At 68.2% G+C, this 13,558-nt stretch carries 12 protein-coding genes; 6 read left to right on the forward strand and 6 right to left on the reverse strand.

Features of this window, described 5'->3' with window-relative positions:
* Nucleotides 1–25 precede the first annotated feature (25 nt).
* Nucleotides 26–1,249, forward strand: a complete 1,224-nt coding sequence (gene fxlM, locus C6376_RS10510; protein ID WP_107443180.1) for a methyltransferase, FxLD system — start codon at nucleotides 26–28, stop codon at nucleotides 1,247–1,249.
* Between the two features lie 472 nt (nucleotides 1,250–1,721).
* Here fxlM and haaN read toward each other — a convergent pair whose 3' ends face one another.
* The 4 genes from haaN to haaT form a co-directional block, all read right to left on the reverse strand.
* Nucleotides 1,722–2,201 (reverse strand): cyclophane-containing RiPP N-acetyltransferase HaaN, encoded by a 480-nt coding sequence (gene haaN / locus C6376_RS10520; RefSeq protein ID WP_107443181.1) that lies wholly within the window; start codon nucleotides 2,199–2,201, stop codon nucleotides 1,722–1,724.
* A 92-nt stretch (nucleotides 2,202–2,293) separates the two neighbouring features.
* Entirely contained in the window at nucleotides 2,294–3,454 is a 1,161-nt protein-coding gene (locus tag C6376_RS10525) for an FxsB family cyclophane-forming radical SAM/SPASM peptide maturase (protein ID WP_107443182.1), read from the reverse strand.
* Nucleotides 3,455–3,467: 13 nt separating this feature from the next.
* Nucleotides 3,468–3,671, reverse strand: coding sequence for a HaaA family cyclophane-containing RiPP peptide (haaA, locus tag C6376_RS10530; RefSeq protein WP_107443183.1), 204 nt, complete (start codon nucleotides 3,669–3,671; stop codon nucleotides 3,468–3,470).
* A 139-nt stretch (nucleotides 3,672–3,810) separates the two neighbouring features.
* A complete protein-coding gene (haaT, locus tag C6376_RS10535) occupies nucleotides 3,811–6,567 on the reverse strand; it encodes a cyclophane-containing RiPP biosynthesis TPR protein HaaT (protein ID WP_173985619.1) in 2,757 nt (918 codons plus the stop codon).
* Nucleotides 6,568–6,975: 408 nt separating this feature from the next.
* Between haaT and C6376_RS10540 the strand changes: the two genes are divergently transcribed.
* The 5 genes from C6376_RS10540 to C6376_RS10560 all read left to right on the forward strand — a co-directional run bounded on the left by C6376_RS10540 (nucleotide 6,976) and on the right by C6376_RS10560 (nucleotide 11,646).
* On the forward strand, nucleotides 6,976–7,713 hold the full coding sequence (locus tag C6376_RS10540) for a DUF317 domain-containing protein (protein ID WP_107443184.1): 738 nt from the start codon (nucleotides 6,976–6,978) through the stop codon (nucleotides 7,711–7,713).
* A gap of 278 nt (nucleotides 7,714–7,991) precedes the next feature.
* Nucleotides 7,992–8,195, forward strand: coding sequence for a hypothetical protein (locus tag C6376_RS10545; protein ID WP_254075901.1), 204 nt, complete (start codon nucleotides 7,992–7,994; stop codon nucleotides 8,193–8,195).
* Nucleotides 8,196–8,563: 368 nt separating this feature from the next.
* A complete protein-coding gene (locus C6376_RS10550; protein WP_254076360.1) occupies nucleotides 8,564–9,898 on the forward strand; it encodes a hypothetical protein in 1,335 nt (444 codons plus the stop codon).
* Entirely contained in the window at nucleotides 9,889–11,097 is a 1,209-nt protein-coding gene (locus tag C6376_RS10555) for a NucA/NucB deoxyribonuclease domain-containing protein (RefSeq protein ID WP_254075902.1), read from the forward strand. The genes C6376_RS10550 and C6376_RS10555 overlap by 10 nt, the downstream gene beginning before the upstream one ends.
* 21 nt (nucleotides 11,098–11,118) lie before the next feature.
* Complete coding sequence (locus C6376_RS10560) at nucleotides 11,119–11,646, forward strand: hypothetical protein (protein ID WP_107443187.1); 528 nt, start codon at nucleotides 11,119–11,121, stop codon at nucleotides 11,644–11,646.
* Between the two features lie 750 nt (nucleotides 11,647–12,396).
* Here the strand turns inward: C6376_RS10560 and C6376_RS10570 are convergent.
* Both C6376_RS10570 and C6376_RS10575 read right to left on the reverse strand, forming a co-directional pair.
* On the reverse strand, nucleotides 12,397–12,948 hold the full coding sequence (locus C6376_RS10570) for an ImmA/IrrE family metallo-endopeptidase (RefSeq protein ID WP_159083194.1): 552 nt from the start codon (nucleotides 12,946–12,948) through the stop codon (nucleotides 12,397–12,399).
* On the reverse strand, nucleotides 12,945–13,478 hold the full coding sequence (locus tag C6376_RS10575) for a helix-turn-helix domain-containing protein (RefSeq protein ID WP_107443189.1): 534 nt from the start codon (nucleotides 13,476–13,478) through the stop codon (nucleotides 12,945–12,947). The genes C6376_RS10570 and C6376_RS10575 overlap by 4 nt, the downstream gene beginning before the upstream one ends.
* Nucleotides 13,479–13,558: the final 80 nt, after the last annotated feature.

Raw genomic sequence — 13,558 nt, forward strand, 5'->3', positions numbered from 1 at the left:
GCCGGGCACCTTCCGAAAGGACGCGATGAACACCGCCACTGGCGCCTCCCCCGAGGACCTGCGCAACCGCCTGGTCGACGCCATCCTGAAAGAGGACCTCTCCGGCCTCCGCGACGGACGCGTCGAGACCGCCATGCGGACCGTACCCCGCCACGCCTTCCTCCCCGACGCGCCCCTCGAGGAGGCGTACGCCAACAAGAGCGTGACGATCAAGGAGAACCCCGACGAGGACGCACTCCCGCTGAGCTGCGCCTCCCAACCCGACGTCGTGCACTTCATGCTGGTCCAGCTCGCCGTCCGCGAAGGCGACAACGTCTTCGAGATCGGGGCCGGCACCGGCTACAACGCCGCCCTGCTCAAGCACCTCACCGGGAAGTCCGGCCAGGTCACCACATGCGACATCGCCCCCGACGTGACCGCCTACGCCCGCCGGACGCTGGACGCCAACGGATACGACGGCGTTCGCGTGGTCACGAGGGACGGTGCCCTCGGCGCCCCGGAGTTCAGCCCGTACGACCGAATGATCGCCACGGTCGGCATGTGGGACCTCCCCGGCGCCTGGTGGGACCAGCTCGCCGTAGGCGGACGCCTCGTGGTCCCCCTGCGGTGGCGCGGGCTCTCCAGGGCCGTGGCCTTCCAACGCGAGGAGGGGCGGATGCGGTCCGATTCCGTCAAGATGTGCGGCTTCCTCCCGGTGATCGGCCAGAACGGAGAGCGGAACGATTACATCGACGACGACCGGCTCGTCAGGCTCTACTGGGACGAGGACCAGTCCGTCGCCCCGGAACTCCTTCGCGACGCGCTCACCCGACCGAAGTCGGTCGTCTGGACCGATGTGACGGTCGGCCCCGTCGAGTCGTTCGACGGCGTCTGGCTGCGGTTGAGCGCCACCGAGCGAGTGACCTGCCGCATCACCGCGAAGCCCGCTGCGGTGGAGGCCGGCCTCCACCGGCCCGCGTCACCTGCCCTGAGCCCCGCCCTCGTCGAGGGGGACTCCATCGCGTACCTCACCTTGGAGCGGACCGCCGAAGACCCGGGGGCGGAGCCCCGGTTCCGGCTGGGAGCCGTCGGCTTTGGCCCAGCCGGCGCCGATCTCGCCGAGCGGATCTGCGCGCAGATCCGCGCCTGGAGTCCGGCCCGGACCGCCGAACCTGTGGTCACGGTCTACCCGGCGGACACAGCGGACGAGCACCTCGCCGGCGGAGCCGTGATCGACCGGCCCTCCGTGCGGCTCGTCATCAGCTACTGATCCTGACGCCGGCGGGCGCGGCCGTTGACGGGTGAGGCCGCGCTTACCGGAGCGAGAACAGGGCGATGCACAGAGCGGTGGTCAGCTCTGCGCGAGGTTCGCCTCGCAGTTGGTGCACCGTCGCACGGCCCGCCGTCTGGGGTTGCCCGCGGTGGCGGCCGCCGGAGAAGCACTGCTCAACCGCTCCCAGAGCCCAGGCGGAGGATTCGGGATCCACCCCCAGCGCGGCGGCTGTACGTCGTCCTCGGTCATGTGGTCGCACCATCCGGGCCTGTGCGCGCAGTGGGCCGGGGAGATCAGGATTGTGTCCTCCGGGTGAGTACGCCACTCCGTCTTGACGAACGTGCTCACCGAACGCGGGGCCGCTGACGCCGACGTGGACGAGCCCGGCGGACATTCGCATCCGAGCCCGATGACGACCTTGCTGCCGCACTCGTCGCAGCGCTCTGCCTCCACTGGTCTCGTACCCCCCTCACGCGGTGCCGGAGTCGACCCGGTAGACGATCTTCCCGTCGAACTCGGCGAACCCGAGCGACTTGTAGAAGGCCCGTGCCCCCGGGTTGTCACTGTCGGTCATCCATTCCACGCGGCTGCACCCGGGGCGCGCCGCGGCGATGGCACGAAGTTCGTCCATGAGGCGGGCACCGATGCCCTGCCGTCGGAGCGTGCCACGGACGTACAACTCCTTGAGGAACAGGGAGTGCGAGGAGCCGGCGGCCGGCCAGAGGAACGAGTAGGCGGCGAGTCCGACGAGGTCCCCGGTCTCGTCCTCGACGAGCAGCGCGGAGGCCAGCGGCGGCGAGCCGAACAGCGCCTCTTCGACCTGGGTCCGGCGTTCCTCCAGTGGCTGGATGTCGGTGTCGGTCGCGCCGTAGAACCGCTCGATCTCCTCGATCAGCTCGGCCATGGCCGGGACGTCCCGCTTCTCCGCAGGGCGGATCGTCACGCTCATCGGCACCTCCTGTCGTTCCTCTGTAGCTTCTGTCACTGCTGCACTCATTCGCTCCAACGCGTGATCCCCTCCTGGCGGTACGGCATACGCGTCTACGGCGAGGAGGCCGCCTGCGCATACGGGTCCCAGCCGTGCTGCCGCAGGGAGCCCTGGACGTGTCGGATGAGGTACTCCAGGTCCGCGCAGTAGACAGACGGGTTCCGGTAGCCCTGGGCTTCGCTGAAGCGGTGCGGGAGGTAGCCACCGCCGCACACGTCCACGAGTGGGCAGGCCCGGCACTGCTCGGCGAGCGCCTCTTTGCCGTGCTGCCGGTGCAGCAGCTTCGGGTGCGACAGCGCTTCGTCGAAGGAGTGGCGGAGGACGTCGAGCCCGAGCCAGGTGGCACCCTCTTCGACTGACCTCAGGGTGTCCACGGCTTCGATGGAGCCGTCGGACTCGATCACGACGCTCGTCGGCGGGGCCAGGCCGAGCGTCTCCACCGAGCCGCGAACGCCAGAGCTGAGGGCCACGATGTCCTCCAGCATCCGGACGCTGTGCCTGTACGCGGGCCGGGCGAGCCAGGCGTCGTACACCCTGCTCATCCACAGTCCGTACTCGGGCACGCTCGGGTCGAAGCGGTGCGGCGGGTCGTCGTGGGTCGCGTGCGGCAGGCCGAAGTCGATCACGGGCGGTTCGAACGCCGCCAGGTAGTCGTGGACCTCCACGGGGTCGTTGGCCAGGTCCACGACGGCGAGCAGCCCCGCGAACAGGTGTGGCCGCGACCGCAGGAGTTCGATGCCGCGCACGGCGGAGGCGGCGCTCGACCGCCCGGCGTGCGTCAGCCGGTGCCGGTTATTCGCAGGTGGCGGCCCGTCGAGGCTGACGCCGACCGCAACCTCGTACCGTTCGAAGAGGTCCAGCCAGGCACCGGACAGAAGAGTCCCGTTGGTCTGGAGCTCGAAGAGGACCCGGGTCCCGGCCGGCACGCTGTCCCGGACGGCCAGCAACAGACCGGCCATGTGCGCGACGCCGACGAGAAGCGGCTCCCCGCCGTGCAGGACGACGTGGATGGTTCGAAGGCGGTGTGTGGAGGCGTGCTCACCGATCCGCCGGGCCGCAGCCTGGGCCACAGCGAGGTCCATTCGGGCGGGCAGGCGCCGCGCCGCCTGGTCCTTGGAGTTGAAGACGAAGCAATAGTCGCAGTCGATGTTGCAGCGGTTGGCGACCTTGAGGATGAACGTCCGGAAAGGAACGGGGCCTTCGGGTTCTGTCATCGAGGGGACGTGTTCACAGCGGCCAGGGCCAGATGAGCGAGGCCGCGTGGGCACCGTCGCCTACCCGGGCCGTCGCGCCCTCCTCGGCCTCCAGCCGCTGCCGGACGCGGAAGGCCACGCGGTCCAGGACGGCGGTGCCGGCCACCGTCGGCTCCGCGGACGCCGGGCCGACGGGCGTGATGGCGCGTGGCTCGCTGACGGACGTGGGTGACGGCATTCGACGCTCCTCGTGAGGTACGTGCCGGAGGTGGCACGGTGCGACGGGGCTGAAGCGACAGATCAGCCGGAAACGTAGCATCCTCAACTACCTTCCTGGGACAGGAAATTCGGCCACATGGTCGGCGCCGGCCGGACCGCTACACCAGCAACCGTTCGATGTCGTCCACGGACGCGCTCACTCCCAACCGCCGGTACACGGTCACGGCGGCTCGCAGCGAGTCCACGCCGTGACCTGGCCCGTCAATCGTCCAGGCGCAGCGGCCGATGCCCTCCAGCGCCCGCGCCTCCTCCAGCGGGCAGCGGATGTCCCGCGCGAGCGTGAGCGCCTGACCAAAGCGCCGACGCGCGGCCGTCGCTTCATCGGAGGTGAGCAGCAGCATCCCCCAGTGGTTGAGTACCTCTGCCTCCCCGCACGGGTCGCCCAGGACCCGCAGGATCTCCAAACCGCGTTGGAACGCCTCGATCGCGCCGTCGCGCTCGCCGACGATGCCGCGCGCCGCGCCCAGCTCGCTCAGCGAGGCTGCCTCACCCCCGCGGCTGCCGAGCTCGCGGTAGGCGTCCAGGGCCTCCTCCAGAAGCCGGATCGCCTCTGGCGCATCCCCGGCCATACGCTCCACGACGCCAAGGTGGCGAACGCTGGTCGTGCGGCCGAACCGTTCACCTAGCTCGGTGAAGTGCGTCAGGGCCTGGCTGTGTGCCGTCCGCGCTCCCTCGATGTCTCCGGTCAGCCGTCGGACGACGCCCAACTCGTTCAGCGCGTAAGCCTGGTGCACACGGTCGTCCAGCTCCAGGTAGATGTCGAACGCTTCCTGGTGATGCCGCGCGGCCAGGTCGTACGCGCCCATGAGGCAGTGCACGACGCCCAGGTCCCGCAGGGAGTTCGCCTCCCCGTACCGGTCACCGAGTTCTCGGTAGATCGCCAGGGCCTCACTCTGGGCCTCCACCGCGGCGTCGAACCGGCTCAACTGCCGGTGCGTCATGCCGAGATCCGCGAGCGCGTTCGCCTGCCCGAGCCGGTACCCCAGCTCACGGTAGAGCGCGAGTGCCTCGGTCTGGGCGCGGGCCGCGTCCTCGTTGTCCGCGGTCAGGTACCAGACGATGCCGAGCTGGTTCAGTGCCTCCGCCTTGCCGCGCCGGTCGTCGACGGCTTCGTACGCCGTCACAGCGTCGTTGAGGGCCTCGGTCGCCTGTGGGTAGGCGGCCATGAAGCGGCGTACGACACCCAGCTCGGCGAGGGCATCGCCCAGCGCCCGCTGGTCGCCGGTACGGCGGGCGGCCTCGGCGGCGGTCCGATGGAGCGCGACGGCCTGGTCCCAGGGGCCGGCCTGGCGCAGGAAGGGCGCCATGGCCGCGGCGAGCCGGACGACGAGGTCGTACAGGGCGAGACCGTTCGCCCGCCGGACGCAGGCCAGGATGTTGGCCCGCTCGGTCTCCAGCCAGCTCAGGGCATCCGCCCGCGACTCCAGGGCCGGCGTTTCCACCCGCGAGGCGTCGTCCGGCGCCGGTGGCACCGCGGCCCCGCTGCGCACGGTGTGTCCGTTCGCGGCGGCGAGAGCGGCCAGGTAGTAGGTGCCCACGCGCTGGACGGCCTGTACGTGGTCCATGCTGTCTCCCTCGGCGGCGAGACCGCGAGCGTAGTCGCGCAAGAGGTCGTGCAGCCGGTAGCGACTCCCCGCGTGCTCGTCGATCAGGTGGTCGTCGTAGAGCGCCTCGAGGTGCCGACGGGTCACCACGACCGAGTCCTCGCCCAGAGCCGCACCGACGTGCGGGTCGAGATCGGTGCCGGGGAAGAACCCGAGCTGGCGGAAGAAGCGCTGCCGTTCCGGCGTGAGATCCCGGTAGGAGAGATCGAACGTCGCGGTGACGTCGCGTTCCCCGGCGCGCAGCTCTCCCAGCCGGTCCCGTGCCGCCACCAGCCGCCCGCGCAGGTCCTCGGCGCTCCAGGACGGATGGTGCCGCAGCCGTGCCGCGAGAAGCGACACCCCCAGCGGCAGGCATCCGCACAGCCGCACCAACTCGTCCACCACGTCCCGGCCGAGAGCGTCGGTCGGCCGCCCACTGAGCCGTACGAAGAGGTCGACCGCGTGATCCGGTGGTAGCGCGTCCACCGACATGACCACCTCCTCGTTCGCCACCAGCCGCTTGCGGCTGGTCACCAGTACCAGGCACCCGCTCCCACCGGGGAGCAGCGGTTCCAGCTGCCGGTAGCTGGCTGCGTTGTCGAGAATCAGCAGCGCTTTCTTGTCCGCGAGCCTGCTCCGCCACATGGCGGCCCGGGCCTCCGTGACCGCTCCGACGTCGTCACCGACGGGAATCTGCTGCGTCGGCACGCCGGCGGCCGCGAGAAGCGAGGCGAGCGCCTCGCGGGCCTGTACCGGAGTGCGCCCCGGCGTATGCCCGTTGAGGTTCACGAAGAGCTGTCCGTCGGGGAACCGCTCGGAGAGCAGGTGGCCTGCGTGCACGGCGAAGGTGGTCTTCCCGACTCCCGGCATGCCGTCGATCACGTGCACCGGCAGCCCCTCGCCACGCTCCTGTGAGGCCCGCACCGATCCCACCAGCCGCTCCAGCTCCGCGGCCCGGTCGGTGAACGCGGCGGTGTCGCGCGGCAACGAACGCAGCACCTGGGCGGCCCCCGGTGGCCCCGCTCCATCCTCCGGTCGCCCCGGAGGGGTGGGAGGCCGCGTCTCGGAGAGCCCGGCGAGCAGGGCCGTCAGCCCCGCCATCGCCGCCCCCAACGCGACGAACGAGAACCAGGCGTGCTCCTGTAACCACCCCAGCCAGCCCGGCCACCGCGACTCGTCGGACACGGCGTTCGTCACGAGCCCGACCAGCATGGTGGTCACAGCGCCGCCTCCGGCGACGACGGCGATCGCGATCCCGCGCCGGAGTCTCATACCGAGGCCCCGGCAGCAGCCAGGGGAGCTGCCGATTGCCCCCTGGTGCCGCTGACGAGACACCACGCACTGCCAACCGACCTGGTCACGAAGGCAACCCCCGAGTAGAACGCCCCAACTTCCCTAACGGAACAATCCTCGTAGACCTTGGTCAAGGGCGCATCTGCGCCATGGGGCGCACTGCGAAAGCCGCCGGCGATCAAACATCAAAGCAGCGTGGGCGCGACTCGCTTCTTTGGGTAAGTCTGTCCATTTATTCACTAGTTCACCGCAGGCAGACAGGAAAGATCACAAAATGACTGGTGCGCAGCTGTGCAGCCATGTCAACCTGCAACATCTTGCCGGATGGCCTGGTCAACGAGGTGATGCCGGTGATCCTGGCCGACCAGTGTTCCATCCCACGAGCCCATGGAGGCGCCTCTGCTCCCGCACCACTCCCGACCAAATTTGCCGGACCCGGTCTACTGGGTCACCCCGCGTCATCTGGCCGGTGACGACGGTGTGCTCGCCGAGCGGATCGACGACACCCTGTCCGCCCTCGGCTGGCGCATGTGGCCTACTTCCCGTCACACCCTTCTGTATGTAAGCCCGGACGGGCTGCGTGGGGCCGAGTGGATCCTCGCGGCCTATCCGTTCGAGCTGGGCGGTCTGCCCGTTGCCTGGCAGCTGAGCGCCCGCCGGCATGCCGCCTCCGCGATGCCGGAGTGGAACGCGTACTTCACCACGGGCGTTTCCTACGAGGCGCTTGCAGACCTCCTCGCGGCGATCGATGCCCGTGAGGCGCCCGACGTCGGCGTCGAGGGGCCCGAGACGGTCCTCGACGCGCTGAGCGCCCGGGGTTGGATCCGCGACGTGGACCGCCCCCGCGCCGCCGCCACGGACCCCGGGTTCTCCTCCTGCGTCTCTCTGGAGCTGCTGCCCCCGCTCATTGAGGACGCCGAGCCACGGCCTGACTTGGTGGGTTGGCAGGCATGGGCGGAGCCCGTGATCGGCGCGCCGTATCTGTGGTGTGCCAGCTTCAGCGCCGGCGTCCCTCATGAGCTGGTGGCGGCGTTCGCCTCCTCGCTCGCCTCACCGGTCCCGGTGCCCCGCCGCACCGTTCCCGAGAGCGCCGAGGGGCGGCTCACCGTCGTCCGCTGCAGCTGACGACGCCCCATGCCAGAGAGGCCGCCGTTGTGCGGTTCGTCGCTGATCTTTCGAGTGGTAGCAGGCCAGGCGCGGTGCGTCCCGCGCCCGCCCGATGGCAGAGCGGGCTGTTCCCACGGAAGCACTAGCTCCCGCCCGAGGTCCTCCACGACCGTCCCGGGGCACTCGGACGGTCAGAGTGCCCCGGCACCCACACCTTTGTCCTCGGACGTCACCTCGCCGTCTGCCTTCGCAGCCTGTCAGCCAGCACCCGGCGCTCGACCAGGAGCAGCCACCCGGTGTCCATCGGAACCATGCGGATGGACTTCCCTAACGACGCGACGACGGGCGGGCTGCGCCAGGACCGCATCTTGGACGACGCGAAGAGGCTCAACAGGGCCTATCCCCTGCACCTGATGCGGCTGTTCGACATCACCGCAGACGGCCATGCGCTACATCAAAGCCGCCCCCACCCCGAGCGCACAGCAAAGCTGTCGCGATGACGGCGGCCGAGACGAGGGCTGCGAGCGGCTGCAGCTGCCAGAGCTGACCACCCACGAGGGCGTGGTCGAGCCACACCCAACTGTTTTCAGCCCTGCTCGCTTGCTGCCCCCATTGCCTTGACGTCGGGCGATCGCTTACGTGCCCAAGGCGCCGAGTCCTCTACGAAGGGAGCGTTTCAGCATCTCAGCAAGGCGAAGTCTGAACCCCCGCGCGATCTGTGAACGGCAGCGCAGCCTCGATCTGCAACGGGGCGCCGAAGCAACCATCCCGCAGTTTCAGCCAGGTTTCGAAACGTGTGTGTGGCCTTTGCATGTACCGGAAAGGACCTCGATCGCTTATTCGATCATCGAATGGAAGGTCGTTGCGCGTGCGAAGAAGACTTTTCACCGCCCTGTCCGCCGCCGTAGCCGCCGTTGTTCTGCCGCTGACCACCGCGTCCCCGGCGGCGGCGAGCCCGCCAACGACAAGCTGCCAGATCGAGCACGAGGCCAGGATCATCTTCTGGGGCGTCGCCTGCACACAGCCGGGAGAGCCGGTGATCGGCGCCTTCGCCACCTGGCGAAACGTACCCATCACGTACACCAGCGGCTCGACCGGCGACACGACCGTGTCAGCTGCCAACAACCTCACGATGACGCCCAACACCGAGGGCGGCCTCTTCGCCAACTACGTCCAGGTCGGTCTCTACGCCGAAAAGACCGGTGCATCGACATCCACCTACGGCCCGCGCTGGACAGAACTGGGCGACAGCGGAGGACGCACAGAAGCCATCACGGCCGGCACCAATCCATCCAAGCCGGACGGAACGAACCACACGTACATGGTGCTGCGCCAGGACAACACCGACCAGTGGGACGTGCTCTACGACTTCAACTGGGTCGGCACCACCACCGACCAGCTCGCCGTACCACGGGGCAATGCGAACCGGATCGACATCGGCCTGGAAGTGATGGGCCCTCAATACCTCACGTTTCCGCAGGTCGCCAACCGCGTGCAGTACCTGGCCGAGAACAAGACCTGGTACCGCGCCGCGACCGCCAACACCGCACAGGTCGCCTCGCTGGGCCTCTGCGGTCAGGGCAACACCGCGCCCTACTGCTTCAACATGCAGCTGACCGACAACACCACCTTCACGCAACTCGCCGTGGCCAAACCGGGACCGACAACGCTGCAATCAGCCGACGGCACGGCCGGCCTCGAACAGCGTGTGCCCAACGGGCAGTCCTCAGCAGGAACCATCCCGCTGGTGCCGCGCGGGACCTATAACGGGGTCGACCAGACGGCGCTCGCCGCATGCATGGCGCAGGACCCTGACAGCTGCCTGACCGCCGTTCCCGGACTGGCACAGTGTGTTCAGACCGTGCAGAAGTGCAACGCGACCGCGCTGGCAACGAAGGACACAGACGCAGCCCGGACGTCGGCTTCCAACGTCTCCGGCGCCAGCCGCGAGCAGATCCTGGAACGTGCGGCTGCGTCCTTCGGCGTGCCCGCTCAAGCGTTGGACATCACCTCCGCGGACAGCATCGCAACCGCACTCTCGGCCGCCGGTTCCGCCTCAACGGACGCTGTCTGGACCGTGGAGTCCTCGTCCTCGACGCACGGCCTGGAGCAGCGCGATCGCCTGTTCCACGGCTTCCGAGCCACTTACTCGGCAGTGACCGGCCGACTCCTCGACGCCTGCTGGGGGACGATGTGCAGCTGATACGACTCCACGAAAACCATTGCGCCGCCCCCCAGCTCGCAGGCCGAGCACCCGGCTTCGCCGTCCGTCCAAGACTGATCACCACAGTCCTGGCCGCCTTCGCCACCCTCGTGGCCATCCTGGGGCCGACGTCGAAAGCAGAAGCAGCGACGGACGCTGCGCCGCGACAGCGGACGACTGCTGCGCTGGCTGCCGAGGCCGATGACCTCCGCGCTGAATGCGCCGACCATCCTGAGGCCAACTCCCAGACAGGCTGGGTCAAGAGCCGCTTCGAGACCTGCGTGCACCAGCCCGTCAACCTGACCCTCAAAAATGCCAACCAGCAGATCCTCGGCCACCTGACGTTCGATCTGTGGGTCCTCGGCTTCGCCTACGACGGCTCACGCCGAGTGGACTACGTGAGCAGCATCGAAAACATCGTGCCGGTCTCCGTCAGCGGCGACGACCCCGCCACCTGGGTCCTCAGCCAGCAGTACTCCGACACCGTCAACCTCGGAGACTCCGGCACCAACCCCGTCATCACCCCACCGACAGACACCCTGCGCAGCGCTCCACTCGCCGAATGGGTGGCCCTCCCGCAGTGGATCCTCACCTACACCTCGCCGGACACCGGCGGCTACGACCCGGCCAACTCACAGATCGTCGCCGGCCGGATCACCCTGGCGATGACCCTCACCTCACCGACCGCCGTACCCTGGATCGAACCGGACATGGCCCACTCCAATATCCGCTTCGACTACGCCGGACCGGTGGCCGGCAAGTACCAGGGCACCGTCTTCACCGACGCCCGCGTCGAACTCCAGCTCAGCCTGAGCGATCCCGAAGTCGACCAGAGCGCTCGCCACATCCTCGATGCCCAGCAGTTCCCGGAGCGGACATTCCCCTCATGGCCCGGTAAAACCGTCCCCGGCGCGCAGGAGCCGCTCCACCGGCTGACCGATACCACGCAGAGGGATGCCAACAGGAATCAGGCCATCAAGACCTGCAAGGACGTGTGGGGCGACTACTCTGGAACCGGCCTGGAATGCGATGAATACCCCTTCGCGAGCACCAAGGAGCGTGGAGAGGATAACGAGCGCTACTCGGCCAGACTCATCGACGGAACCGACAACGGAAAGGGAGGCAATCGATTGAACGCCATGTACACGATGAACCGCGTCCTCGACGGTGACGCCTTCTATGTCACCATCGTCCCGTAACACGGAGAAGATTTCCCGATCATGACGCTCATCACGGAGTACCGCACGAGTGCCCGGCCGGACCGCTGTGTGATCGAGGTCTATGACGCCGATGCGTACGAAGGCGACGCCGAAGCCTGGGACCGGGCCGAGACTGAAGTGGTCGCTGGGAACGGCTACCACCTGTATCTCCGCACTCTGCAGCCCGATTTGCGCGTCGAGGTCGCCATCCGAGTCTGGGACGACCCGCAGGATTCCCCCGAGGGCGTCGAAGGCTGGATCAGTATTTGCTTGGAGTCAGAAACCAGCGAACTGGTTGTGAACCAACTCGCTTCCGGTCCGGTCGGCACGACCAGGTTGCCCCGCCCGGGTGTCTACGCCGGTCATGCATGGTGGACTGGCCGACAGGCTGCGGCGGAATACTACGACCAGAACATCCGGGGAGGCTCCCAGCAACTCGACACCGTTGAAGATGTTCGTCGTGTGCTGGAACTGTCACCGGTCGCGGAACGATACACCCTCGACCTGTGGTTTATTCGCGAGTGTGCTCCCGAGGACGAAGAGGGATGAATGACCCAACACCCCGCGCCTGAGAGGCGCGGGGTGTTCCCCTACCGCGACGCACTCGTATTTATCGCGTGATCATCGGCTCTTAAACAGACCCACGCCCAACCACTAACCTGCGCGTTAGGGCACCCGAATTGGGAGAACGACGTGCGACTTTCTCGCGGATTACCCTGCGGGAGTTCTGCTTACCAGCGTGCTTCCACGGTCACGACCCTGAAGCTGCCCGCTCCGAAGCTGGGCGAGGAGAGGTGGGGCCAGCTGCTCACCTTCGCCGTCGGCGGACGCAGCAGCGTGGTCAAGCAGACAGCCGTCCGTACCGGGACGGTGGTCGTGGTGGTCTCTGGCAGCGGGGCCCTGGTTGACGCCCAGGTGGCGAAGGCCGTCGACAAGGCTCACGGCGCGGGCTGAGCCTGCTTTTTGGGGCTATCGCATGCAGCTGCCTCAACATTGCCGGGGCTGGCCCCGCGGGCAACGGTGAACGCATGAGCATCGCCGTCACGGAAGTACGTCGGACGTTGCTGATCGTTCTGCTGTCGCACGACAGCTGAACGATCCTCCTTGAGCAGCTGCCCGGTGGGCCGCCTGGCACCCGCTCAATATCGACGGTCCGTCACACCGCTCGTACGCGCGCATCGTTCATCGCTCGCGGCCGTCTGGCATGCGCCACGGAGTCCGCCAACCGAAGTACTTGTTCGCTCCCGCGCCACGTCCCGGCGGTAAGCGGCAGACCGACAGAGCCTACCTCCGGCGCCGTCAGCGGCCTCGGACCTGTTTGGCCACCCCAGTGGTGTTGTACCGGTACCGGGCCATCTCTTCGGTCACTCCGTAGTGCTCGGCGATCTGTGCCGGCCCCCACTGGCGGCGGACTGCGCCGAGCAGCAGGGGGCGGGGAAGCATGAGTGTTCCGCCAAAGGCAGTGGCTTGTTCTTCCTCGTCGGGGCGGCAGGTCCTGAAGGGCATGCCATTGACTTCGCGGATCTCGGTGAGGTCATGCTTCAGGACGAGGTGGGAGAGCTCGTGGGCCACGTCGCTGGCCCTGCGCCCCGGGGTTCGGAGCGGGTTGGTGACGACGATGTTCCTGCCGGAGACCTGGAAGGTCGCGGCGGAGAAGGCGTACGCCTGGACCCGTTCGAGTTCTTCGAGGCGGGTGTGGCTGACGAGCTTCTCGGCGCTGACGATCTTGACCTTGAGGTGGTCGGCGAGGTCGTCGACGTTCAGGGCATCGGTGTCGCTGAGATCGAGTTCGCGGCGCAGTCGGAGGGCTTCTCGTTCGGCGTTGGCCTTGAAGCCTCGGGGGAGGGTCACAGTTCGCCTGCTTCGACGAGTCGTTCGAGTTCGGTGTTCATGTCGGTGAGCAGGTCGGCGAGCCGCTGGGGGACGCCAGGACGCAGCACCGAGGCAGCCCGGAGGTGGCAGGCAAGGGCGGGTACGGCGGGGACCGCCTCCTTCGCGAGGGCGTCGTAGAGGTCCCGCAGAACAGAGCTGATCTTGTTCGCCGCGTCGTCGGTGAGCCGAGGGTCTGCGTGGAGGTGGGTGATGGCCTGGTCGAGGGGTGACACCTGGCGGGTGGCGGTCGGGGTGAAGAAGCGGCTCGGGGAGACGCCCAGCCAGGCGCAGAGGCGAGTGAAGGTGGCGAGGTCGGGCTGAGCGCCGGCTTCGACCCGGGTGAGCGTGCTGAAGCTGACGCCCGCTTCGGCGGCGGCCTGCCGGAGAGAGAGGGGGCCGCGGTGTTCCTTCAGCAGGCGTCCGAGTTCGGCGATGTCGAACTGTTCGACAGCGTCCGGTCCTGTCGTTTCGGGGTCCGGGAGGGGGAGCTGGCTCCGGTCGGGGCTCATACGGGCAGCGTAGCGCGCAGTAATACGGCGGTGAAGCTTGACTGCATCGACCCGAGGTGATCACACTGGACTCACTGACA

Origin of the sequence: Streptomyces sp. P3 (genome assembly GCF_003032475.1) — a bacterium.
In the GTDB taxonomy this organism is placed as follows: Bacteria; Actinomycetota; Actinomycetes; order Streptomycetales; family Streptomycetaceae; genus Streptomyces.

Coding starts and splice junctions, on each gene's coding strand:
- fxlM (WP_107443180.1), top strand. CDS start 26: ATGAACACCGCCACTGGCGCCTCCCCCGAGGACCTGCGCAACCGCCTG.
- haaN (WP_107443181.1), bottom strand. CDS start 2,201: ATGAGCGTGACGATCCGCCCTGCGGAGAAGCGGGACGTCCCGGCCATG.
- C6376_RS10525 (WP_107443182.1), bottom strand. CDS start 3,454: ATGACAGAACCCGAAGGCCCCGTTCCTTTCCGGACGTTCATCCTCAAG.
- haaA (WP_107443183.1), bottom strand. CDS start 3,671: ATGCCGTCACCCACGTCCGTCAGCGAGCCACGCGCCATCACGCCCGTC.
- haaT (WP_173985619.1), bottom strand. CDS start 6,567: ATGAGACTCCGGCGCGGGATCGCGATCGCCGTCGTCGCCGGAGGCGGC.
- C6376_RS10540 (WP_107443184.1), top strand. CDS start 6,976: ATGGAGGCGCCTCTGCTCCCGCACCACTCCCGACCAAATTTGCCGGAC.
- C6376_RS10560 (WP_107443187.1), top strand. CDS start 11,119: ATGACGCTCATCACGGAGTACCGCACGAGTGCCCGGCCGGACCGCTGT.
- C6376_RS10575 (WP_107443189.1), bottom strand. CDS start 13,478: ATGAGCCCCGACCGGAGCCAGCTCCCCCTCCCGGACCCCGAAACGACA.